This window comes from Achromobacter sp. CSND-B12, from assembly GCF_052906545.1.
Window position 1 is genome coordinate 4,309,957 of sequence record NZ_JBREGJ010000001.1, and the last position, 21,456, is coordinate 4,331,412.

Sequence of the window (21,456 nt, forward strand, 5' to 3'; positions counted from 1 at the left end):
AGGCCGGTATGTCCGAGCAGCAGCACGTCCGTGCGGACGGGACGGTCACGTTCCTTCCGCACCGGCTCAACCGTCATCCCGTTGTCGTGCGCGGCCTCACCGCCGACGAGCTGTGGATCTGCTGCGGCCTGTCCGGTGCCGCCGGCCTGCTGGTCGGTGCCCCGTTGTCCTGGGTGTTCCGCACCATCGCCATCGCGCCGACGTTCGTTGTCCTGGGTGTGGCCCTGGGCATCTTCGTCGGCGGCGGCATCCTGCGCCGGCTCAAGCGCGGACGTCCCGACACCTGGCTGTATCGGCAACTGCAATGGCGAATCGCCACTCGCCATCCACTGATGGCCGGCTGGGTGGGCGGCCATGCGCTGATCTCGCGCTCGGGCTTCTGGACCACACGCAGGAGCACGCAATGAGCCGTTTCAAGAACGAAATTTCGCACCTGCAGGCGCACATCAAGACGCTCCGCCTGGGCGCTGGGGCCCTGGTCGTCGTCGCCCTGGTCATGGGCGCCGGCTGGTGGAGCGCCCCGCGCGACCTGACCATCCACGTCCCGCCCGACCTGCGCTCCGGCAGTACCCGCAAATGGTGGGAGGTACCGCCCGAATCGGTCTATGCGTTCACGTTCTACGTGTTCCAGACGCTGAACCGCTGGCCGACGAATGGCGAAGAGGACTACGCACGCAACCTCCATACGCTCTCGCCGTACCTCACCCCGTCCTGCCAGGCCTTCCTGCGCGCGGACTATGACTACCGCCGCAGCACGGGCGAGCTGCGCCAGCGCGTGCGCGGCATCTACGAAATCCCCGGCCGCGGCTACGGCGACGACCCCACGGCGCGCGTGCGCGTGGTCTCCGACCGCGACTGGGTGGTGACGCTCGACATCACCGCCGACGAGTACTACGGCGCCGAGCAGGTCAAGCGCGCTCTCGTGCGCTACCCGGTGAAAGTCACGCGGGTGGACGTCGATCCCGCCCGCAACCCGTTCGGCCTGGCGCTGGACTGCTACGACGGTGCGCCCCAGCGCATCAGCGCCCCGGAGCCGACGCGCCCGGCGCCTGGCGGCCTGTCTCCGCAAGCGCCCCAAGGAGAAAACACCCCATGAAGCATCCTGTACTCACGCTGCTGGGGCTGCTGGCCGTCGCCGTGGCCCCCGCTCAGGCGGTGGAAATCCTGCGCTGGGAGCGCATGCCGCTGGCGGTGCCGCTGAAGGTCGGCCAGGAGCGCATCGTGTTCATCGACCGGAACGTCCGCGTGGGCGTGCCCGCAGGCGTGGGCGAACGCCTGCGCGTGCAGAGCGCGGGTGGCGCGGTGTACCTGCGCGCCAGCGAGCCGATCGAGCCCACGCGGCTGCAATTGCAGGACGCCGACACCGGCGCGCTGATCCTGCTCGACATCGCGGCCGAGCCGCCCAAGGACGGCGAAGCCGAGCTGGAGCCGGTGCGCATCGTCGAGGGCAGCAGCACCCCGGCGCGCTATGGCGATCAGGCAGGCGGTGCCGACGAGGACCCGGCGCGCGCCCAGGACCAGTCAGTCGCTCGGGCAGCGCGGCGCGAGACGCCGGTTCCGGTCGTCCTGACGCGCTTCGCCGCGCAGAACCTCTACGCGCCCCTGCGCACCGTGGAGCCGCTGGCGGGCGTCATGCGGGTGAACCTGCGCCGTGGCCTCGACCTTGGCACGCTGATGCCGACGCTGCCCGTGCGCGCGGTCGCTCTCGCGTCGTGGCGTCTGGAAGACCAGTGGGTCACCGCCGTGCGTCTGACCAACAGCAGCAGCGGCTGGGTCACGCTCGACCCGCGCGTGCTGCAAGGCGATTTCCTCACCGCCACCTTCCAGCACGAAGCGCTCGGCCCCCGCGGGACGCCCGAGGACACGACCGTCCTGTACCTGGTGACACGCGGACGCGGCCTCGCGCAATCGCTGCTGCCGGCGATCCACCGCTTCGACCCGGCTGCGCACCTGCCGCAGCCGGAAGCGGAAGCCGAGGACGGCAAGGAGGCCCGCCATGCGCAGTAACGGCTTGCTCAAGTGGCTGATGATCCCGGTCGCCTTGCTGGTGCTGTTCGTTGCCATCCGACTGTTCTCCGGCGGAAGCACGTCGGCACCGCCCGCCGCGGATGCCGGTTCCAAGCTCACGCCCGAGGAAATGAAGGCGTTGGGCATCGAAGGCGATACCCCGCGCGATACCGTGGCAACGCTCGTCGCCCAGGTGAAGCAGTTGCGCACCGAGCTTCAGACCGCGCTGACCGACAACAAGTCGCAGCGCGAGGAAAACCAGCGCCTGCGCCAGCGCGAGAACTCCATCGATCAGCGCATCAATTCGGCCCTCGAATCCGAACGCTCGAACCTGCGCCGCGACCAGGAACAGGCGGCCAGTGCGCGCCAGCAGACCGAAGGGCTGCTCGCCGACCTGCAGCGGCGTCTGGACAGCATCGGCGGGCGCGGCGGCGGCCATGCCGATCTGCCCGTGGGCCTGGGGCTGCGCGACGGCGACGAGGCCGGCATGGAAGGCGGCATGCGCTGGGTCGAACCGGACGACGCGAAGAAGGCCGAGGGACGCAACGGCAGTCGTGGCGCGGGCAGCGGCATGAGCTTCCCGACGAGCTTCGGCCCGGCGCAAAGCACGCTGGAAACGACCGCGGAAACCGTGGCGAACGCCGGCGCACGTGCGGCAGGCGTCAAGAGCGCCAAGCCGGTCTATACCGTGCCAACCAACTCGACGCTGATGGGGTCGGTCGCGATGACGGCGCTGATCGGCCGCGTGCCGATCGACGGGACGGTGAACGACCCGTATCCGTTCAAAATCCTGGTCGGCCCAGACAACCTGACCGCGAACGGGATTGACATCCCGGACGTGGCCGGCGCCGTGTTCTCCGGCACCGCATCGGGCGACTGGACGCTTTCGTGCGTGCGCGGTCAGGTGCGCAGCATCACCTTCGTCTTCCACGACGGCACGATCCGCACCATCCCCGAAGACCGCGACGGCAACCAGCAGAACAACCAGCAGCAGAACTCTCAAACCGGGGGCCTGGGCTGGATCAGCGATCCGTATGGCATCCCTTGCGTCAGCGGCGAGCGGCGCAGCAACGCCCAGCAGTACCTCGGCTCGCAGGCCCTGATCACCGCGGCCGGTGCCGGCGTGGCCTCGCTGATCGACAGCGACAGCGGCCAGATGTCCTACGTCGGCGCCGACGGTTCCATCGGCAGCGTCGGCATCTCGGGCAACGAGGCCGTGGGCCGCATCCTGGCCGGTGGCGTGCGCGACATGGCGGACTGGGTGAACAAGCTGTACGGGCAGGCGTTCGCGGCCGTCTATGTCCAGCCCGGCGCGAAGGTCGCCGTCCACCTCGAAAAGCCGCTCGCCATCGACTTCGATCCCGAAGGCCGCAAGGTCGATCACCGCGCAGGAGAAAGCCATGCTCTCGAACTTGAATAGGGGCCTGGCGCTGGCCCTCGCCGTCGCGGTGCTCGGCGGCTGCGCCACCAGCAAGGAAAAGCTGCTGCCCCACGGCGACAGCACGATGATGGACATCTGGCAGCAGAACGCCGGCGACGGCGGCGGGAGCGCCGGCCAGGCGGCACGCCGGCAGTTGCTCGATGCCCGCCAGAGCCTGCGCCGGCCGCTGACCGAGGCCGACGTGCAGGCCGCGCCCGCCGAGCAGACGCGCTACACGCGCACCGCGCGCAACGAGGTCTATCGCCAGTTCCACCGGCTGCCGAATCCCGATCTCGTCATGTACGTGTATCCGCACCTGGCGGGCTCGGACCCTGTACCTGTGCCGGGCTACACGACGGTCTTCCCCCTCTATCAGCGCGTGCAGTACGCCATGCCGGGCGAGCGCGTGGAGGAATACTGATGCGCTGGAAACTTCCCTGGCCGAAGCTGGCCGCATCCAGCGCCAGCGACGACGAGCAGCCGGACGGTTGGCAGCGCCACGTCGATGCCTTGCGCCAGGCCGGCATCCCCGAACCTGGCGCAGCGGTCCAGGGCCGCAGGCCGGCGACGGTAGCCGACGAGCAGGCGCTGTACGACGTCGCACCGTCGTTCGCGGAACTGCTGCCTTGGGTGGAGTTCCTGCCGCAGTCGAAGTCCATGCTGCTGGAGGATGGGCAGTCGGTCGCTGCCTTCTACGAGCTGGTGCCGCTGGGCACCGAGGGCCGGGAACCCGGCTGGCTTGCGCATGCCCGCGATGCCTTGGAGAACGCGCTCCAGGACTCGTTCGATGAGCTGGACGAAAACCCCTGGGTGCTCCAGCTCTACGCCCAGGACGAGCCCAGCTTCGACCAGTACATGCAGACCCTGCGCGACTATGTGCAGCCGCGCGCCCGGGATACCGCGTTCACCGAATTCTACCTGCGCTTCTTCGGCCACCATCTGCGCGCGGTCGCCAAGCCGGGCGGCCTGTTCGAGGACACGGTAGTCACGCGGCTGCGCTGGCGCGGCCAGACGCGGCGGGTGCGCATGGTGATCTATCGCCGTGCCACCGGGCAGGCAAGCCGCCGCGGCCAGACACCCGAGCAGATGCTGAACATCGTCTGCGACCGCCTGTGCGGCGGCTTGGCGAACGCCGGCATCCAGGCACGGCGCATGGTCGCAGCCGACGTCCACGACTGGCTGCTGCGGTGGTTCAATCCGCGCCCCGCGATGCTCGGGCCGAGTGCAGAGGACCGGGAGCGCTTCTACGCGCTGGCGCGCTACCCCGACGAGACCGAGGAAGGCGAAATCGAGCTGGCGAGCGGGCGGGATTTCAGCCAGCGGTTGTTCTTCGGCCAGCCACGCTCCGACGTGGAGCACGGCACCTGGTACTTCGACGGCATGCCGCACCGTGTGCTGATCACCGACCGGCTCCGCATGCCGCCCGCCACGGGTCACCTGACGGGCGAAACCCGCAAGGGCGATGCGATCAACACCCTGTTCGACCAGATGCCGGAAGACACCTTGATGTGTCTCACCATGGTCGCCACACCGCAGGATGTGCTGGAAGCGGACTTGAACCACCTGGCGAAGAAGGCCGTGGGCGAGACGCTGGCGTCGGAGCAGACGCTCAAGGACGTGCAGGAGGCGCGGTCCCTGATCGGCAGCGCGCACAAGCTCTACCGGGGAACGCTGGCGTTCTACCTGCGCGGGCGCGACGAGGCGGAACTGGACCGGCGCGGCCTGGACCTGGCGAACGTGATGCTCAACGCCGGCTTGCAGCCGGTGCGCGAGGACGACGAGGTGGCGCCACTCAACAGCTACTTGCGCTGGCTGCCGTGCTGCTACAACCCCGGCCAGGATCGGCGCAGGTGGTACACCCAACTGATGTTCGCGCAGCACATCGCGAACGTATCGCCGGTGTGGGGCCGCGCCCAGGGTACCGGGCATCCCGGCATCACCGTGTTCAACCGCGGCGGCGGCCCGATCACGTTCGATCCGCTCAACCGCCTAGACCGACAGATGAACGCCCACTTGTTCCTGTTCGGCCCCACCGGCTCCGGCAAGAGCGCCACGCTCAACAACCTATTGAATCAGGTCACGGCCATCTACCGGCCAAGGCTGTTCATCGTGGAAGCCGGCAACAGCTTCGGCCTGTTCAGCGACTTCGCCAAGCGCCTGGGCCTGACCGTGAACCGGGTCAAGCTGGCCCCCGGCTCGGGCATCAGCCTGGCCCCCTTCGCCGACGCGCGCCGGCTGATCGAGACGCCCAGCGACGTGCAGACGCTCGATGCCGATGCGCTGGACGAAGACCTGCCACCGGATGTCGCGGCGATGGAGGCAGACGAGCAGCGCGACGTGCTGGGCGAACTGGAGATCACGGCACGGCTGATGATCACCGGCGGCGAGGACAAGGAAGAAGCCCGGATGACGCGGGCCGATCGCTCGCTTATCCGCCAGTGCATCCTCGACGCCGCCGAGCACTGCGTGGCCGAGAAGCGCACGGTGCTCACGCGCGACGTGCGCAATGCACTGCGCACCCGCGGCCAGGACCCAACGCTGCCCGAGATGCGCCGCGTGCGACTGCTGGAAATGGCGGATGCGATGGATATGTTCTGCCAAGGCACAGATGGCGAGATGTTTGACCGCGACGGCACACCATGGCCGGAAGCCGACATCACCCTGGTCGATCTGGCGACCTACGCCCGCGAGGGCTACAACGCACAGCTCTCCATCGCCTATATCAGCCTGATCAGCACGGTGAACAACATCGCCGAACGCGACCAGTATTTGGGGCGCCCGATCATCAATGTGACCGACGAAGGACACATCATCACGAAGAATCCGCTGCTCGCGCCCTACGTCGTGAAAATTACAAAGATGTGGAGGAAATTGGGGGCCTGGTTCTGGCTCGCGACGCAGAACATCGACGACCTGCCACGCGCCGCGGAGCCAATGCTCAACATGATCGAGTGGTGGATCTGCCTCAGCATGCCACCCGATGAAGTCGAGAAGATCGCGCGGTTCCGCGAACTCTCGCCCGCGCAGAAGGCGCTGATGCTGTCGGCCCGCAAGGAGGCGGGCAAGTTCACCGAGGGAGTCATCCTCTCCAAGAGCATGGAAGTGCTGTTCCGCGCCGTGCCGCCAAGCCTGTACCTCGCGCTTGCGCAGACCGAACCCGAAGAGAAGGCCGAGCGCTACCAGCTCATGCAGCAATACGGCTGCACCGAACTGGAAGCGGCCTTCAAGGTAGCCGAGAAGATCGACCAAGCACGCGGCATCGAGTCGCCGGCCTTGGAACTGTCGTAAGCCGGAGAACGCCATGGAACCGAAACGTCCCTCCATCCCGATGCAGGTCCAGGCGTTCCGCCGTCGCAATCGGCGGCTCCGCTGGCCTTGGGTATTGGCTGCTGCGCTGGTCGCGCTGCTGCTGATCTGGCTGGTGTCCCGGTCGCCCGGTGATTCCTCGCCACAGCCGCCCGCGCCGGCCAGCATCATGCAGCCCTCCGGCCCGCCCTGGCAGATGGGCAACCCGGAGGGTCGCTTCACGCTGACGCTCTATGCCGACCTGGAATGCCCGTTCTGCCGGGAGTACTTCCCCCAGCTCAAGCACTGGGTCGGCAACAACACCGACGTGGCGCTGCAATGGCACCACCAGCCGCTGGCCGCGCACGAGCCGGCCGCGTCGGCCGAGGCCCGCCTGGCCGAGTGCGCCGCCGAAGCAGGCGGGCATGCAGCGTTCTGGCAGGCAGTCGAATGGGTCTATGCCCATACGCGCAGCGACGGCCAGGGCTTGCCGGATGGGCTGCGCTACCCCGAATCCACACCGGCCGTCGAGCAGTGCATGGCAAGCGAACATCCCGATGCGACCATTCGCGCCCAAGCCGCGGAAGCCACCAAGAGCGGCGTAACCGCAACGCCGTCGCTGCGCCTGCTCGATCGCCAGACGGGACAGGCCATCCTGCTGCAGGGGCCGATCGAGGGCGACGCCTTGCTGTCGGCGATGGACATGCTGGCGGCCGATAACCCGGCCAGCGATGCGGCGGCCGTGGTCACCACCCCCACATCCGAAATGCCTGCCGACGTTGTCGGCGACGTGCCCAGGTAGCCCTCGGTCTTGGAGGCTACGGCTCGGCTTGCCGCGCTGACCGCTACCCGTTCGCTTCGCATCCTGGCTGCGAACAATCACCGCTGCGCGGTGGTGGATGCAACTTGCTCCGCTGTTTCCATCCCCAGGAGGGCTTGCCCTCCCAGGGTGGCGCCTTCCGTCTACATTCTGGAGGTTCGCCATGTCTCTCATCGTCAATGGCTCCTGCGTGGAGCCACGTTTTGCCCCAGCGTCCCAATCTGATGACCGGATCATCCGGCAAGCCATCGCGCTGCTGGAACAGCGGATCTTCAAGAAGGGGCCATTCCTGGATGGGCCCACCGCTGTCAAGGATTACCTGCGCCTGAAATTGGTCGCCGAGCCGAACGAAATCTTCGCTGTCGTTTTCCTCAACAACAAGCACGAGGTACTCGCCTACGAACCGATGTTCAAGGGCACGATCCATTCGGCCACGGTACATGCGCGCCCGATCATGCAGCGTGCCCTGGAACTGAACGCCGCAGCCGTCATTTTTTCGCACCAACATCCTTCTGGCTGTACGGAGCCATCAAGCGCAGACTGCGCGATAACGCAAACATTGAAGACTGCCTTGGCACTGATCGATGTGAGGGTGCTGGATCACCTCATCGTCGGCCAGGGTACACCGTACTCGTTCGCGGAATCCGACATGCTGTAGCAATGACATCGGCTCCTTGATCTATGCGGAGGCTTCGGCCTCCGCTTTTTCATGGGTGGAAGACAAGCAGGTATGCGGGCAGTCCGCGATGCGCATTGTTTGTTGGGGCCGCATCGGCTTCGCGTTTGACTACTGTCCTGATCAACTTCAAGGGCACGCGACATGCCAGCATCTCTTTCCAGGTTCGCGCCGGGCTGGCGAACCCTCGGCCTGGCCGTCGCGCTGCCGGCCGCCCTGGCCGTTTTCAGCCCGGCCACCTTCGCCGCCGACGTAGTGGTCGTCACCGACAGTCGCCACCCGGTCAAGACCATGGGCGGCGAACGGCTGATCGAACTGGACGAAGCCCACCGGATTGAAGCGGAGCTTTCGGCGGGACTGTCCGCCGACTCCGAACAGGCAACAGTCATCGTCAGGCGCCGGCTCTCCAGCGGCGGTGCCGATCTCCAGCGACACATCGCTTCCGCATACCAGGGCGTCACAGACGCATGGAGCCTGGGCATCACCGGCATCCCGGCCGTCGTCGTAGACCAACGCTACGTGGTCTACGGCGAACCGGACGTGGCTCGCGCCGTCGCGCGCATCGAGCAGTACCGGAGGAACCAGCCGTGACCCGACCATTCGACCTGTTGAGGCGCCTGCGCGCTGGCGTGGCGTCCGTGCTGCTACTCAGTGCCACCGGAAGCTACGCCCTCGACACCGCCACCGTCGTCGGCTCGGTGGCATCGCCCGACTGCCTCGAATACCGGGTCGTCGGCATCTGCTACTGGCTCTACTGCACTTGGACCGGCTGCACCGTGCGCACGTCTATCAAGGTTCGCCACTACATCCCCGATGCCGTCGTCTCCAGCTACAGCAATACCGGCGAGAACCCCTGGGTCGAAGTCCGGGCGATGAGCACGCCCAACCCATCCGCCCAAGCAGGCGGCGACGGAACCACGAACGAAGACCACGAGAACGACCTCGCCAAGTTCAAGAACGCCGACGTGATCGGCCACCCTGGCGTCGAGGTGTTCAACCAGTTCGTCTCGTCGTCGGGCTACTTCTGCGAGGGCGCGGGTACGGCGTTCATGCCGTACTTGCTCAGCACGCTGGATACGCTGGCCTGGCGCTACAACGTGCCCGAGATGGCCTACCCGGAAGCGCTGGTTCCAGGCATGCGCGAGGTCGGCGCACGCACCACGATGAACCTCTGGGGCAACGTGTATCCCCGTGGCGGCTTCCTGCACCAGACCGACGACCACAAAGCTGGTGCCGTGGTGGCCCAACGTGCAGGTGATGTTGTCACGCGCCGCGGGCAGATCCACGTCTATCAGCCGCTGCTCGCCGATTCGCGGCCCGGCTACTGGCCTGCCGGCGCGCTGGTGGAGGGCGACGCATCGACCGGGAAGTGGCAGGAACTCACGCCCGTTCTGTCCTCGTCCTGCACGGTTTTCCCGCGTAACGATTTCCTGACCCAGGCCCAGCAAGGCGACTACGCCTGGGCATTGTGGCGGCCCTATGCCTGCTGCGAACGCAAGGGCCAGGTCTTCCTCGGCAGCGTCGATTTCAACTGAGGTGGCACCATGAAGATTCGTACCGCACTCAATCCGCTCTCCCGCCAGGCACGCCACACGAAGATCGTCCTGGCGCTGGCCGGCACGCTCGCGCTGGCCAGCGGCGTGGCCTGGGGCCAACTGGGCTACCAGACCAGCGGCAGCGTCATCGGCGATGACGTCATGTACTCGATCGGCGGCGGCAGTGCCGTGTCGATGGGACGCGCGGCCGGCATGCGCTCCCTCGGGGTGGGCGTGGGCTGGAACAGCAACTTGATCTGCGGCGACATGAGCATCCAGACCACGTTGAAGAACCAGCTCAACGGCATCACCAACGGCTTCCAGCAAATCATGTCGTCAGTGATCCAGAGCGCCACCAGCGCGGTGGCGTCTTTGCCTGCGCTGATCATCCAGCGCGCCGATCCCGGCCTCTACAACCTGCTTACCAATGGCGTGCTGCAGGCACGTCTCGATTTCGACCGCTCCAAGCTGACGTGCCGTGCCATGGCCGAGAAGATGGCCGACACGGCAGGCGGCCAGCTCGGCTGGAGCCAGATGGCCGAAGGCTTGGCGCTGCGCGATGCTGTGTCGAGTACGGATGCGGTCTCGGCCATCGAGCAGGCCGAGACGCGCCGCGGCAATGACGGCGTGCCGTGGATCGGGGGCAGCAACGCGGGCGGCTCCGGTCAGCCCGCAATCAAGGTCGTCGGCGATGTCACCCGCGCCGGCTACAACCTGGTCAACGGCCGCGGCGTGACCGATACGTCGTCCATCGCGCCGTCCAGTTGCAGCAGCCTCTCGTGCCAGACCTGGGCCTCGCCGCAGGCGGCCGTCGAGTGGGCCACGCGCGTGCTCGGCGAGAAGGAACAACGCACTTGCGATGCCTGCACAAAGACCGAGACGACGCCCGGCGTCGGGCTGACGCCGCTGATCCAGGAAGAGTACGACGCGAAGCTGCAGGCGCTCCAGGGTCTCGTCTCCAAGGCGAAGAACACGACGCCGGAGAACCTGCGCGAGGCCGGCAGTGCATCGCTGCCGATCACGCGCGGCGTGATCGAAGCACTGCGCGACGAGCCCGACCAGCATCTGCTGTCGCAGCGCCTGGCGTCCGAGGTCGCGCTGTCGTCCGTGCTGGAGAAAGCGCTGCTGCTGCAGCGCACGCTGCTCACGGGGAAGAAGGAGCCCAACGTCGCGGCCAACGAGCTTGCGGTGGATGCCGTAAACAAGGAGAGCGACACACTCGACCGCGAAATCCGCAACCTCAAGACGGAACTGGAGCTGCGGCGCGAGCTGGCGAACAATTCGCCCATGGCGATCATCCAGCGCCACGGCGCGCGCGCGACTGGCTCGCGCGGCATCTACGAGGGCGACCCGGTGCCTGATCGTCTCGACCAGCTCCAGAAGGGCAATCCGGGGAGTCAGCCATGAACCAGGCGCGCATGACTTGGCGCCCCCTGCGCTGGCTGTTCAGCCGGCGCGCGGCGAAAACCCTGCTGTGGTTTGTGCTGGCCGTTGCCGCCGCTGTGGGGGTCAACGTCGCGGGCATCTACCTGGTCGGCAGTGTTTCGGCCTGGGAGCGGTGGCTGGCGGCCTCGGCAGGGTATTTCTTCATCTGGCGGCTGGGCGTGTATGGGGCAACGGCCTACGGATGGCTCTGGATGCGCCGCCGGGTGCTGGCCCGCGAAGACCAAAGCGGGACAGATGGGCAGGCGCGGCGCAGGCTGATCCGCGCCGAGATCGCCGGCGTCGCCGCCATCGTCGCGCTGGAGGCCGGCCTGCTGACCCAGGCCGCTTGAGGGAGATCAAGGCCATGACGCTTTTCACGACCGACTACCTGGAGTACTACCTCACCCTCGTGTCCTGGATCGTCAACAACGGCATCTGGGCCGTACTGGTGTCCAGCGGTGTGTTCGCGCTGCCGTTCGTCGCCATCGTCGTGCAGGAATGGCTGAAGGCCCGCGCAGAAGGCGCTGACGAAGGTAACAAGGGTGTGCTCTCGGCCGCGCGCATCGAGAACCGGGTCTTCGTCGCCATCGTGGTGGTGATGTTCGCCGGCATTCCGTTCATCGACGTGGACCTCAGCACCATCCAATACGACAGCTCACGCTCGGCACAGTGCCAAGTCAGCGTGCCGCAGCCCGCGGAGACCGGCTGGTCGCAGTCTTTCAGCACCATCAACAACCAGTCGGCGAAGGTGCCGGTCTGGTGGGCCTTCATGCACGCGCTTTCGCGTGCCGTCACGAGCGCCTCGGTGGCTGCGATCCCGTGCGGCACTGACCTGCGGCAGATGCGGATGGAGATCGACGCGACCCGTATCGACGACCCGGTGCTGGCCCAGGAAGTGGCGGATTTCTCGCGGGACTGCTACGGGCCGGCGCGCGCCAAGCTGTTCATGCAGCGCCCGGATCTCGATGAGCAACAGATGCACGACGTGACCTGGATCGGCTCGCGCTTTTTCACGGACACGGGTGGCTACTACGACAGTTACCGCTCCAGCACGGCGCGCGAAGCATGGCCCTATGACGACACCCGCGATGCGGGGCTCGCGCAGGTAGCCAATGGCGGCGGCTACCCGACTTGCAGGCAGTGGTGGTCAGACGGCAGCAACGGCCTGCGCGCGCGGCTGCTGGGGCAAGTGGACCCGAGCCTGCTGAATCGCCTGGCGGGCTGGGCCGGGTTCCTGAGCCGGGCCGAGGTGGACGATTCGGTGATCCGCGCCATCGCGTCACCGCGGCAGCAGAAATTGAACCAGGGCAGCGTCTATACGGACTACGGCGGTCAGATCGACAAGTCCTTACCGAACATCGTCACCCGTGCCGCGGGCGATGTGGGGATGACAGTCGGGGCGATCGCCGCATTCCCCGCCATGGATGTAGTACGCCAGGCCGTACCGATGGTGCTCGCCCTGCTCAAGATGGCGCTGGTCATCTGCATCCCGCTTGTGCTGCTCGTGGGCACCTACGACCTCAAGACAGTCGTTACCGTCAGCGTCGTGCAGTTCGCGCTGTTCTTCACGGATTTCTGGTTCCAACTCGCCCGCTGGATCGACAGCACCATCCTCGATGCGCTCTATGGGTGGGGCTTCGGGTGGAACCGGCCGCATACCAACTTCGATCCGCTGGTGGGGCTGAACAACGCCTTCGGCGACATGCTCATGATGTTCGTCATGGGCACGATGTTCATCGTGCTGCCTACGTTCTGGATCATGGCGCTGGCTTGGGCGGGCGTTCGCGCCGGCAACGTCCTGCAAGGCCTCGCCGGGGCGACCGCTGATGCCAAGGCCGCCGGCGGGAAAGGCGGAAGTATCGCGATCAATGCAGTGGCGAAGAAGTGAACACCGCTAGTCATCCTCGACATGAGGATCGATGCGGAAACCATCGTAGGTGTAAAGGCCGAAACCTGCCGGTCCGTTTCGCCACTCTGGCTCGGGCAACGCTTCGCCCGAGTCGGCGTTGCGGGCCATCCAGGCAACCACCATGACGAACAACAGCAACAGAGCCAGCCAGAAGGCGGTGTAGAGCAATACCCCCAGCGCGGCCAGCTTGACCATCCACACCAGCACGGCAGCGGCGGCCAGCGGCATCCCCTTGGATGCCAACCAGTTCGACACACGCCGTTCGCCTCGCGCATACGCACGCCATCCGCGGCCAAATGCGCGGCCGAGGCGTTCTGCGGTGCTGATGCGGGTGGTGGTGGTGTTCATGGTCGTCTCCTACTACTGAGGAATACCTATTCCAGTTTGCTCCACTTCATTCGGTTCGTGGCGTCAACGTGTCTTCTTGCTACTTCAGGACGCTTCGTCCTATGGCCCAGCCGGACCGGGATCGGGCTCCACGCCGATGCGGTAGGTGGCAACGAAACGCGGCCAGTCCACATGGTCAACCAGGTCGATGTCCTCGACAACGCCGACTTTCGATCCCGTCCGCTCGAACAGTGCGATGCTCTTGTCGGGATAGTTGTTGCGCGACGGATAGAGCACGCCGTCGAACAGAGGCTGGCGGTCGTCTCGGCACATCGCATGCACCTGGGCAGACACCTGCTGCGTGTACGTGTAGTCGCGGCTGGCCAACTGCTCCAGGTTCAGGCCGAAGTAGCCCGCCATGACGCCCGGTGCCGTGAGGTCGGCCAGGCGCACGTCTTCCAGAACGCCTACGGCACGCACCAACCGGCTCTGGACTTCTTTCAGCGCGATCGAGCGTTGCGTGTCCGCGAGCCACTGGTGCTTGTGAAACACCGACTCCATCAGCGCCGTAGGCAGGTCGCGCCCCAGATAGAGCACGCCATAGGCCCGTGCCGGGTCATCGTAGCGATTCGTGCCGCTGCGGCCGTAGTAAAGGGGGCTGCCCCGATAGGCGACGCGGCTCACATGCTGGAGCAGTTCACCGGCATCGATCAGGAACGAAGGCAGCTCGTGGCTCATGACGGTCTCGCTTCAATGCACCTGCACGCCCAGCACGTTGAACACGGCCTCGGCCACGTCGTCGATCGTGCCATGCGTCACCGCATCCACCGGCGAGCGGCCGCCCAAGCCTTCGAGCGGTTCGGACAGCGCGCGATAGATCGTCCAGTGGTCGATACCATCGATCTCCTGGAGCACGGTTTGGGTCAATTGCTGCTTCACCGGGTCGAGCTGCCAGTCGGGCAGCTTCTGGCCGCGCGGCCCCACGTTCAGCGCCAGCAACCGGCGCGCGAGGATGTCCTTGTAGATCTGCTGGCGCGACTTGTCGGCCAGCTTGGCGAACTCGGCGGGCGGCAGGTTGTGCGGCTGGTTGAAGGCTTCGAGCAGCACGGCGCGGCCTCGCTGGACGTCGGTTTCAGTCGGTGCCCAGCGCGTGTCGGCGCGCAGCGCAGCCGCCTTGCGCTCCAAGGCCTGCGCCACCGTTTCGCCTTCGAGGTTGGCGGGCAGCTTCACCGCTTCCACGCGCTCGTGAATGAACGCCTGCAACTCGGCCGCGAAAGCCGGGGCATTGCGGATTTCGACGGTATCCGCGAAACGGCGCACATCCTCCACGGTGACGCGCGGCAGACGGTCGGCAATGAATTCGATCGCAGTGGGCATGGTCATCTCCCAAGTAGGTTTGAGACAGGATTCACTCTAGTCGCCTTTGTCGCCTTTGTCAACTTTGTCGCCTTGGCAACGACCTACCTGGTGAAAGCGCTCTCGGAGCATAGGCCGAGGGCGGTGCTGGGTCCCCGTCCAATCCATTCAAGCGAGTTCCGCATTGACGCTGGAGCCGCAGCTCAAGCCCCGCTATACCAAAACGGTGAAAGGCCAAAGGGCCGAAACGGCACGGGAATGGGGCGCAAGGGGAAAGGCCCTACCTCGAAAAGGCCAAAAGGCCTCCTGGCCGGCCCGCCATGAGGACATCGACATGCTCTCCCTGTTCCAGCGGAAACGGCCCCCGGTCGCCGCCGCTCCATCGCCACCGCCCGCCATCGACCTCCCGAAAGGGTTGATGCGGCCGGAGTCGGCCGCATCGCTGCTGGCCACCCCGCGCCGGCAGAAGTTGCTGGAGCACATCTGGCAACGCACCTCTCTTTCGCGCAGACAGTTCGCCACCTTGTACCGTGCGCCGCTGGAGCGTTACGCCGAGCTGGTCCAGGGCTTTCCGGCCTCCGAGGCACATCACCATGCCTACCTGGGCGGCATGCTCGACCACGGCCTGGAAATCGTCGCCTACGGCCTGAAGCTGCGGCAGTCCCATCTGCTACCCGTCGGTGCCAGCCCCGAGGATCAGGCGGCGCAGGCCGAAGCCTGGACTGCGGCCGTCGCCTACGCGGCACTGTTGCACGACATCGGCAAGGTGGCGGTCGATCTGCACGTCGAGCTGGCCGATGGCAGCACCTGGCACCCATGGCACGGCCCCCTACGTCAGCCGTACCGCTTCCGCTACCGCGACGATCGCGAGTACCGGCTCCACAGCGCCGCGACGGGCTTGCTCTACCGGCAACTGCTCGACCGAGATCTGCTCGACTGGCTCAGCGGCTATCCGTCCCTGTGGGCACCGCTGCTCTACGTGCTGGCTGGGCAATATGAGCACGCCGGGGTGCTGGGCGAGCTGGTCGTGCAAGCCGACCGCGCCTCCGTCGCCCAGGAGCTGGGCGGCGATCCCGCGCGCGCCATGGCCGCACCCAAGCACTCGCTCCAACGCAAGCTGGTCAACGGGCTGCGCTACCTGCTCAAGGAAGAGCTGAAACTGAACCAACCCGAAGCCTCCGATGGCTGGCTCACCGAGGATGCGCTATGGCTGGTGAGCAAGACCGTTTCCGACAAGCTCCGCGCACACCTACTGTCCCAGGGCGTCGATGGCATCCCTGCGAACAACACCGCCGTGTTCAATGTGCTCCAGGACCACCGCATGTTGCAGCCGACGGCCGAAGGCAAGGCGATCTGGCGCGCGACCGTGACCAGTTCGACCGGCTGGTCCCACTCGTTCACCCTGTTGCGCCTCGCACCGGCACTGATTTGGGAGCCTGACGAGCGGCCGCCTCCGTTCGCAGGCACGGTAGCGATCGATACGGCACCCGCGGACAAAGAGGCCGAGGCATCGCTTCCCCTTCCTGTGGACGGCAAGACGTCCACCGTGGAAAGCCAAGAGGCTCCGCCGTGGGAAGGCGGCAGCATCGCGCCGTCTCCCCAAGCCAAGGCCCCGGCCATGCCCGACGTGATGGAAGACATGCTGGCGATGGTGGGAATGGGCGATTCGCCCGACGCCACGCAGAACGCGGAAGCCATCTTGGACAAGGCGCCTGCCGCACCACCCAATACAGCCGCGCCGGTTCCGGCTCCTGTACCCGTACCCACGTCCTCGGCGACGCAACCGTCTGGCGAGCACTTCATGGCATGGCTGCAACAGGGCATCGCCTCCCACCGGCTCATCATCAACGATGCGAAGGCGCTGGTGCATACCGTGAGCGATACCGGATACCTGGTCAGTCCCGGCGTGTTCCAGCGGTATGCGCAAGAGCACCTGCAGGTAGGCGCGCTGGCCAAGCAGGAGAACCTGCAGGATTGGCAGTGGGTGCAAAAGCGCTTCGAGCGGCTGCAATTGCACCGTAAACATGCCAACGGCCTGAACATCTGGACCTGCGAAGTCACTGGCCCGAGGAAGTCCCGCCGATTGCATGGCTACCTGCTGCAAGACCCTGCGGGACTGTTCGGCGAACTCCCGCCGAACAACCCCTACCTATCCGTGCAGCCGTAGCACCTTGGCTCGGCACCCCGGTCCAGCGATGTTTCTTGAACGGGCCTGCCCAATGCTTGAATCGTCAACCGGAGATCAGCGCCCAGCCCTTCAACTGAAGGGTCGCAAGCGTAGTCATCGCTGCGACGTCGATGGTTACATCCTTGGCAACGGCGCTCCTCTCAATCTTCTGATTGGCGAGTGCGTAGCTGCACACGTGGACGCTGACGCCGGCCTGTTGCAGTGCCGCTACCAGCGCGGCATTCGGATTTTCCGTGTGGAACCGCGCTTGATAAGCGGCATCGGTCAGAATCGACGGTGTGGCCGGGCCGTGAATCACCACCACGATGTCGCCCTGAGCGGGATGGACTCCCGATGCTCCCAGCAAATTCACGAAGCGGGCAACCCGATCAAGCGCAGGGTTGACCTCTTTGTTGTCGCTTGCCGACCGCGTAACCTCGAACGCTACCCGATAGCGCAGCGATGGGTCTGGGGCATTGGCGACATCCTTCGCAGGCATGATCGCGCCATAGCCAGCGATGACGGGATGGCTTGCATCCTGGGCAGCGGCCCCACCTGTCATGGTCAATCCCAGAGCCAGTCCTGCTACAGCCACCCGCCAAGAAAGCGCCAGCCCGCGAATCTTGCTCGATTGCATGAATCCCTCCGTATGCTCTTCTGAACAATTCAGCCTAATACATTGGCACCATCGTCCCACGGCGGGCAGATTCGCCTCAAGCGTTCCATGCCGGGCGATCTGGAACGGGGCAATCGTCCCGAAAACGCGAACATACGAAGGCACCGCCCCGGCGTTCTGGCGGCCCACGCGAAGGGATCGCCTAGATAGCGGATGGCTCGTTCTGCGACGCCGCCTCATCCAACAGCCAGTTCCTGAAAGCCACCAGCCTTGGCAGGCTGGCGCACTCGGGGCGATAAACCACGTAGTAGGCGACCTCCAGAGCAAAGCTGACGTCGGGGAAGAGCCGCACCAGGCGGCCACTTGCCAGGTCGTCGCGCGCCATGACGCTGCGCGCGAGCGCGATGCCGTGTCCCTCGATTGCCGCCTGCAGGACGGCCGCTGAATTGTTGATCTGCAAGCCGCGCCAGATCATCGCGGCATCTGCCACTCCGGCTTTCTCCATCCACGCCTCCCATGTGGGGAAGCCCGCATGGCCGACCATCGACAGGTCATGGATGAGGGTCTGCCGTGCCAGATCGCCCGGCTTACGCAGCTTTCCGCGCTGGCGCAGCAGATCCGGGGAGCACACCGGGAACACTTCTTCATCCATGAGCTTGTCGGCCTGCAGGCCCGGCCAGTTCCCCAGGCCGTAGCGCACGCCGATATCGATCCGCTGGGCCACGAAATCCACCGACTTGTGATTGGTGTCCAGGCGCACGTCGGTATCCGGGCACGCGGCCTGGAATCGGTCGATGCGCGGCAGCAGCCACTTGGCGGCGAACGCCGGGCTGACCGTCACGGTGAGCACCCCGCTGGTCGATCCCTCGCGCAATCGCTCCATACCCAGCGTCAACCGACTGAACCCGGCCCGGATATCGGGTAGCGCGCGCTCGGCCGCCTCGGTCGGCACCAGCCGCACCTTCCCACTGCTGCTCCGCTCGAACAGCGGCGCCCCCAGCGCGTCCTCCAGCGTGCGCACAAGCTGACCAACGGCTGCCGGCGTCACGTTCAGTTCGGCCGCTGCCGCGGAAAAGCTCTGGTGGCGCGCGCTGGCCTCGAACGCCCGCAAGGCATTCAGGTGGACGGGTGATTTCATTGCAATAAAGTTTTTCTTCTACACAGAAAAACTTTATCTCATTTGTCTAGGAATGGGAATCGAGGAAAAATTCATATACCCCAGTGGATTGAATATATCCGTTGAGGCACGACGGGTAAGCATTGGCGCTTGCCCCTACCTGCGTTTGTTTCATCACCCTATCTAGGAGAAATTCACATGGTCTATCTGCAAATCACCCTCAAGATCGCCGACGCCAACCGCGCGGCCGCCGCCGGTGTCTACCAGAAGTACAAGGGCCCGTTCCTCGACACCATCGCCGGCGCGAAGTCGAAGGAATTGCTCGTGCGCGACGAAGACGTGCAGGTGCTGCACGGGTTCGACACCAAGGAGAACGCAAGCGCCTACCTGCAAAGCGAGCTGTTCACCGCCGACGTGGTGGCGGGTCTGAAGCCCCTGCTCGAAGCCGATCCCGACGTGCGCATCTACCAGGTTGCGTGATGCTCATCGTTGCCGGGTGTGCCCACCGCCCACCCGGCATTTTTTGACAAAGAAAGGTTGATCTCATGATGCAAGACTGGAACGCATACCGAGGCGCGCTGTAAGAGCGTGTGGGCGATTTCGCTGCGTTGGTCCCCGACGTGATGGAGGGCATGGCCAAGTTCAGTGAATTCGTCGCCAAGCCCGGGCACCTGGACCCCAAGGTTCACGAGCTGATCGCCCTGGCCGTCGCCGTGACCACGCGCTGCGATGGCTGCATCTCCGTGCACACGCAAAAGGCAGCGGAGTACGGTGCCACCAAGGAAGAGATCGCTGAAGCGCTTGGGGTCGCCATTGCCCTGAATGCCGGTGCAGCACTCGTCTATTCGGCGCGGGTACTCGATACCCACGCGCAACTGCCCAGCAAGTAAGCCATGCAGGCAACGACGGGTTGGCCCGCGATCCGGGCCAATTCGCGTTTCTGCTGCGACAGGAATATTCCCAATGCGCATCAACGCCGATTTCTCGCGCCGAGCCATCGTGACGCCCAGCCAGCATCAGTGGGTCGCTTCCCCCCAAGGAGGGGTCGAGCGCGTAATGCTGGACCGCGTGGGTGCGGAGAAAGCCCGGGCTACCAGCATCGTGCGCTACGCACCGGATTCCTGGTTCCCGCATCACCCGCATCCGGGTGGAGAGGAAATCCTCGTGCTGTCGGGGACCTTCTCCGAAGGTGACGCCCACTTCCCGGCAGGTTGGTACTTGCGCAACCCGCCTGGCTCCAGCCATCAGCCCTCTAGCGGCGAAGGCGCGCTGATCTTCGTCAAGCTCTGGCAGATGCAGCCGGACGACCGGCAGAGTGTGCGCATCGATACGCTGGACCCGGCCGCCTGGTCCCATCAGGATGGCCGCCAGGTCTGCCGGCTGTTCTCCAGTGCTGTTGAGCAGGTCAGCTTGCAGCGGTTGGCAGCGCATGAGGTGCTGCCGGCAGATCCCGACGGCGGCACCGAGCTGTTGGTACTGTCCGGCGAGATGATGGTGGATGACCAGCGCTGCGACAGCAGAAGCTGGATACGCCTGCCCGTGGGTGATCGTGCGCAGATCAGCGCCGGTGAACACGGTGCCACGGTCTATCTCAAGACCGGCCATCTGGCCGCGGCGGCGGTGGAGGTATAGCCATGCAGCATGCACGCATCGCCATCGTCGGTGGCGGCCTCAGCGGACTGTACGCGGCTGCGCTGCTTGAGGAGCGCGGCATCCACGACTACGTGGTGCTGGAGGCCCGAGGGACCTTCGGCGGCCGGATCGTTTCCTGGCCGGATGCTTCCAGAAACCATGACGATGGCACGGCCGAGAGGTCGATCATGGGGCGCTTCGACCTGGGTGCGACCTGGTACTGGCCGGCAATGCACCCGACCCTGCAGCAGCTCGTGCAACAGCTCGGCCTGGAGACCGTCCAGCAGCATGAAGACGGCCAGATGCTGATCGAGCGGTCCAGGGCGCATGCGCCAAGCCGTGTCGATGGCTTTACCTCCGCGCCGCCCGCGCTGCGCCTGGCTGGCGGCATGGGCGCGCTCGTGGACGCCATCCGCGCCCGCCTGCCTGCCGACCGGCTCGTGCACGGTCGCCAGGTGACGGGTCTGCGGCAGCATGACGATCGCATCGAGGTGCAAACCGACAACGCGCTCGGACAAGCCGCCTCCTACCACGTCGCGCATGTCCTGCTGGCGGTCCCGCCCAAGCTCGCCACCAGCACCATCGAGTTTACGCCGGCCCTGCCGGACGTGCTGCAGCGGCGATGGCAGGCATGTGGAACCTGGATGGCGCCCCATGCCAAGTACGTCGCTGTCTATGACGCGCCGTTCTGGCGTGAGCAAGGCCTGTCCGGCGAGGCGCGCAGCGCGGTCGGGCCGATGGGCGAGATCCACGACGCCTCGTCCAACCAGGGCGACGCCGCGCTGTTCGGGTTTCTGGGCGTGCCCGCCCAGGTGCGGCGCCAGACACCGGACGCGGTATTGCTTGCCCACTGTCGCGCCCAGTTCGTCCGGCTGTTCGGAGACAAGGCAGCGCGGCCGAAGGCGGAATTCTTGAAGGACTGGGCCGCCGACCCGTACACCGCGGTTGCCGGCGATGACAACCCGGACCTCAACCATCCGATTCCACCGCCCAGGAGTTCGACCGAGGGCCCTTGGCGAAACCGGATCGTCGGGATCGCCAGCGAATGGTCGCCCAACTTCCCCGGCTACGTGGCCGGAGCTATCGAGGCAGCACGCCTTGGGGTCGAAGCGTTGTGCGCCCCCAACACGGCGGCGTCCGTCCTGCATTGACAGAGGAAAGAAA

General features: G+C 65.9%; 23 protein-coding genes. 18 read left to right on the forward strand and 5 right to left on the reverse strand.

Going from position 1 to position 21,456, the window contains the following annotated elements:
- Nucleotides 1–8: 8 nt before the first annotated feature.
- The 13 genes from ACUTAG_RS20310 to ACUTAG_RS20370 all read left to right on the forward strand — a co-directional run bounded on the left by ACUTAG_RS20310 (nt 9) and on the right by ACUTAG_RS20370 (nt 13,056).
- Entirely contained in the window at nt 9–407 is a 399-nt protein-coding gene (locus ACUTAG_RS20310; protein WP_011347559.1) for a TIGR03750 family conjugal transfer protein, read from the forward strand.
- Entirely contained in the window at nt 404–1,096 is a 693-nt protein-coding gene (locus ACUTAG_RS20315) for a PFL_4703 family integrating conjugative element protein (protein WP_011347558.1), read from the forward strand. Before ACUTAG_RS20310 ends, ACUTAG_RS20315 begins: the two co-directional genes overlap by 4 nt.
- Complete coding sequence (locus ACUTAG_RS20320; RefSeq protein ID WP_011347557.1) at nt 1,093–2,007, forward strand: TIGR03749 family integrating conjugative element protein; 915 nt, start codon at nt 1,093–1,095, stop codon at nt 2,005–2,007. Before ACUTAG_RS20315 ends, ACUTAG_RS20320 begins: the two co-directional genes overlap by 4 nt.
- Nucleotides 1,997–3,427: a TIGR03752 family integrating conjugative element protein gene (locus ACUTAG_RS20325; RefSeq protein WP_011347556.1), complete on the forward strand. Its 1,431-nt coding sequence runs from the start codon at nt 1,997–1,999 to the stop codon at nt 3,425–3,427. Before ACUTAG_RS20320 ends, ACUTAG_RS20325 begins: the two co-directional genes overlap by 11 nt.
- Nucleotides 3,408–3,848, forward strand: a complete 441-nt coding sequence (locus tag ACUTAG_RS20330) for a TIGR03751 family conjugal transfer lipoprotein (RefSeq protein ID WP_011347555.1) — start codon at nt 3,408–3,410, stop codon at nt 3,846–3,848. Before ACUTAG_RS20325 ends, ACUTAG_RS20330 begins: the two co-directional genes overlap by 20 nt.
- Nucleotides 3,848–6,715, forward strand: coding sequence for a conjugative transfer ATPase (locus ACUTAG_RS20335; RefSeq protein ID WP_011347554.1), 2,868 nt, complete (start codon nt 3,848–3,850; stop codon nt 6,713–6,715). Before ACUTAG_RS20330 ends, ACUTAG_RS20335 begins: the two co-directional genes overlap by 1 nt.
- Nucleotides 6,716–6,728: 13 nt before the next feature.
- Complete coding sequence (locus ACUTAG_RS20340; RefSeq protein WP_446650287.1) at nt 6,729–7,514, forward strand: DsbA family protein; 786 nt, start codon at nt 6,729–6,731, stop codon at nt 7,512–7,514.
- A 181-nt stretch (nt 7,515–7,695) separates the two neighbouring features.
- Nucleotides 7,696–8,190, forward strand: a complete 495-nt coding sequence (locus tag ACUTAG_RS20345; RefSeq protein WP_011347552.1) for a JAB domain-containing protein — start codon at nt 7,696–7,698, stop codon at nt 8,188–8,190.
- 162 nt (nt 8,191–8,352) lie between these two features.
- Nucleotides 8,353–8,799: a TIGR03757 family integrating conjugative element protein gene (locus tag ACUTAG_RS20350; protein ID WP_011347551.1), complete on the forward strand. Its 447-nt coding sequence runs from the start codon at nt 8,353–8,355 to the stop codon at nt 8,797–8,799.
- Nucleotides 8,796–9,743, forward strand: a complete 948-nt coding sequence (locus ACUTAG_RS20355) for a TIGR03756 family integrating conjugative element protein (protein WP_011347550.1) — start codon at nt 8,796–8,798, stop codon at nt 9,741–9,743. The genes ACUTAG_RS20350 and ACUTAG_RS20355 overlap by 4 nt, the downstream gene beginning before the upstream one ends.
- Nucleotides 9,744–9,752: 9 nt before the next feature.
- Complete coding sequence (locus ACUTAG_RS20360) at nt 9,753–11,150, forward strand: integrating conjugative element protein (RefSeq protein ID WP_011347549.1); 1,398 nt, start codon at nt 9,753–9,755, stop codon at nt 11,148–11,150.
- Nucleotides 11,147–11,518: a hypothetical protein gene (locus tag ACUTAG_RS20365; protein WP_011347548.1), complete on the forward strand. Its 372-nt coding sequence runs from the start codon at nt 11,147–11,149 to the stop codon at nt 11,516–11,518. The genes ACUTAG_RS20360 and ACUTAG_RS20365 overlap by 4 nt, the downstream gene beginning before the upstream one ends.
- 14 nt (nt 11,519–11,532) lie before the next feature.
- A complete protein-coding gene (locus ACUTAG_RS20370) occupies nt 11,533–13,056 on the forward strand; it encodes a conjugal transfer protein TraG N-terminal domain-containing protein (RefSeq protein WP_011347547.1) in 1,524 nt (507 codons plus the stop codon).
- Nucleotides 13,057–13,062: 6 nt separating this feature from the next.
- Here the strand turns inward: ACUTAG_RS20370 and ACUTAG_RS20375 are convergent, their stop codons facing one another.
- The 3 genes from ACUTAG_RS20375 to ACUTAG_RS20385 form a co-directional block, all read right to left on the reverse strand.
- Nucleotides 13,063–13,425, reverse strand: a complete 363-nt coding sequence (locus ACUTAG_RS20375) for a DUF3742 family protein (protein ID WP_011347546.1) — start codon at nt 13,423–13,425, stop codon at nt 13,063–13,065.
- 99 nt (nt 13,426–13,524) lie between these two features.
- Complete coding sequence (locus ACUTAG_RS20380) at nt 13,525–14,142, reverse strand: RES family NAD+ phosphorylase (protein WP_011347545.1); 618 nt, start codon at nt 14,140–14,142, stop codon at nt 13,525–13,527.
- A 12-nt stretch (nt 14,143–14,154) separates the two neighbouring features.
- Entirely contained in the window at nt 14,155–14,781 is a 627-nt protein-coding gene (locus ACUTAG_RS20385) for a hypothetical protein (RefSeq protein WP_011347544.1), read from the reverse strand.
- 313 nt (nt 14,782–15,094) lie between these two features.
- On the opposite strand from ACUTAG_RS20385, the gene mobH reads away from it, so the two are divergent.
- Entirely contained in the window at nt 15,095–16,927 is a 1,833-nt protein-coding gene (mobH, locus tag ACUTAG_RS20390; RefSeq protein ID WP_011347543.1) for a MobH family relaxase, read from the forward strand.
- 64 nt (nt 16,928–16,991) lie between these two features.
- On the opposite strand, the gene ACUTAG_RS20395 is transcribed toward mobH, so the two are convergent.
- Both ACUTAG_RS20395 and gcvA read right to left on the reverse strand, forming a co-directional pair.
- The gene (locus ACUTAG_RS20395; RefSeq protein ID WP_228903378.1) at nt 16,992–17,564 is read right to left on the reverse strand and encodes a DsrE family protein; all 573 of its coding nucleotides are present in this window, start codon (nt 17,562–17,564) and stop codon (nt 16,992–16,994) included.
- A 181-nt stretch (nt 17,565–17,745) separates the two neighbouring features.
- Nucleotides 17,746–18,681, reverse strand: a complete 936-nt coding sequence (gcvA, locus tag ACUTAG_RS20400; RefSeq protein ID WP_011347541.1) for a transcriptional regulator GcvA — start codon at nt 18,679–18,681, stop codon at nt 17,746–17,748.
- Between the two features lie 177 nt (nt 18,682–18,858).
- Here gcvA and ACUTAG_RS20405 point away from each other — a divergent pair, with 177 nt between their 5' ends.
- The 4 genes from ACUTAG_RS20405 (at nt 18,859) to ACUTAG_RS20420 (ending at nt 21,443) form a co-directional block, all read left to right on the forward strand.
- Nucleotides 18,859–19,140 (forward strand): hypothetical protein, encoded by a 282-nt coding sequence (locus tag ACUTAG_RS20405; RefSeq protein ID WP_041836231.1) that lies wholly within the window; start codon nt 18,859–18,861, stop codon nt 19,138–19,140.
- A 110-nt stretch (nt 19,141–19,250) separates the two neighbouring features.
- The gene (locus ACUTAG_RS20410; protein ID WP_446650288.1) at nt 19,251–19,550 is read left to right on the forward strand and encodes a carboxymuconolactone decarboxylase family protein; all 300 of its coding nucleotides are present in this window, start codon (nt 19,251–19,253) and stop codon (nt 19,548–19,550) included.
- Nucleotides 19,551–19,623: 73 nt separating this feature from the next.
- Complete coding sequence (locus tag ACUTAG_RS20415; protein WP_046934841.1) at nt 19,624–20,292, forward strand: cupin domain-containing protein; 669 nt, start codon at nt 19,624–19,626, stop codon at nt 20,290–20,292.
- Nucleotides 20,293–20,294: 2 nt separating this feature from the next.
- Nucleotides 20,295–21,443, forward strand: a complete 1,149-nt coding sequence (locus ACUTAG_RS20420) for a flavin monoamine oxidase family protein (RefSeq protein WP_011347522.1) — start codon at nt 20,295–20,297, stop codon at nt 21,441–21,443.
- The last annotated feature ends 13 nt before the right edge of the window (nt 21,444–21,456 follow it).

Excerpts from the sequence above, each read along its gene's own strand:
- ACUTAG_RS20310 (WP_011347559.1), top strand. The coding sequence starts at position 9 with ATGTCCGAGCAGCAGCACGTCCGTGCGGACGGGACGGTCACGTTCCTT.
- ACUTAG_RS20315 (WP_011347558.1), top strand. The coding sequence starts at position 404 with ATGAGCCGTTTCAAGAACGAAATTTCGCACCTGCAGGCGCACATCAAG.
- ACUTAG_RS20320 (WP_011347557.1), top strand. The coding sequence starts at position 1,093 with ATGAAGCATCCTGTACTCACGCTGCTGGGGCTGCTGGCCGTCGCCGTG.
- ACUTAG_RS20325 (WP_011347556.1), top strand. The coding sequence starts at position 1,997 with ATGCGCAGTAACGGCTTGCTCAAGTGGCTGATGATCCCGGTCGCCTTG.
- ACUTAG_RS20330 (WP_011347555.1), top strand. The coding sequence starts at position 3,408 with ATGCTCTCGAACTTGAATAGGGGCCTGGCGCTGGCCCTCGCCGTCGCG.
- ACUTAG_RS20335 (WP_011347554.1), top strand. The coding sequence starts at position 3,848 with ATGCGCTGGAAACTTCCCTGGCCGAAGCTGGCCGCATCCAGCGCCAGC.
- ACUTAG_RS20340 (WP_446650287.1), top strand. The coding sequence starts at position 6,729 with ATGGAACCGAAACGTCCCTCCATCCCGATGCAGGTCCAGGCGTTCCGC.
- ACUTAG_RS20345 (WP_011347552.1), top strand. The coding sequence starts at position 7,696 with ATGTCTCTCATCGTCAATGGCTCCTGCGTGGAGCCACGTTTTGCCCCA.
- ACUTAG_RS20350 (WP_011347551.1), top strand. The coding sequence starts at position 8,353 with ATGCCAGCATCTCTTTCCAGGTTCGCGCCGGGCTGGCGAACCCTCGGC.
- ACUTAG_RS20360 (WP_011347549.1), top strand. The coding sequence starts at position 9,753 with ATGAAGATTCGTACCGCACTCAATCCGCTCTCCCGCCAGGCACGCCAC.
- ACUTAG_RS20365 (WP_011347548.1), top strand. The coding sequence starts at position 11,147 with ATGAACCAGGCGCGCATGACTTGGCGCCCCCTGCGCTGGCTGTTCAGC.
- ACUTAG_RS20370 (WP_011347547.1), top strand. The coding sequence starts at position 11,533 with ATGACGCTTTTCACGACCGACTACCTGGAGTACTACCTCACCCTCGTG.
- ACUTAG_RS20375 (WP_011347546.1), bottom strand. The coding sequence starts at position 13,425 with ATGAACACCACCACCACCCGCATCAGCACCGCAGAACGCCTCGGCCGC.
- ACUTAG_RS20380 (WP_011347545.1), bottom strand. The coding sequence starts at position 14,142 with ATGAGCCACGAGCTGCCTTCGTTCCTGATCGATGCCGGTGAACTGCTC.
- ACUTAG_RS20385 (WP_011347544.1), bottom strand. The coding sequence starts at position 14,781 with ATGCCCACTGCGATCGAATTCATTGCCGACCGTCTGCCGCGCGTCACC.
- mobH (WP_011347543.1), top strand. The coding sequence starts at position 15,095 with ATGCTCTCCCTGTTCCAGCGGAAACGGCCCCCGGTCGCCGCCGCTCCA.
- ACUTAG_RS20395 (WP_228903378.1), bottom strand. The coding sequence starts at position 17,564 with ATGCAATCGAGCAAGATTCGCGGGCTGGCGCTTTCTTGGCGGGTGGCT.
- gcvA (WP_011347541.1), bottom strand. The coding sequence starts at position 18,681 with ATGAAATCACCCGTCCACCTGAATGCCTTGCGGGCGTTCGAGGCCAGC.
- ACUTAG_RS20405 (WP_041836231.1), top strand. The coding sequence starts at position 18,859 with ATGGTCTATCTGCAAATCACCCTCAAGATCGCCGACGCCAACCGCGCG.
- ACUTAG_RS20415 (WP_046934841.1), top strand. The coding sequence starts at position 19,624 with ATGCGCATCAACGCCGATTTCTCGCGCCGAGCCATCGTGACGCCCAGC.
- ACUTAG_RS20420 (WP_011347522.1), top strand. The coding sequence starts at position 20,295 with ATGCAGCATGCACGCATCGCCATCGTCGGTGGCGGCCTCAGCGGACTG.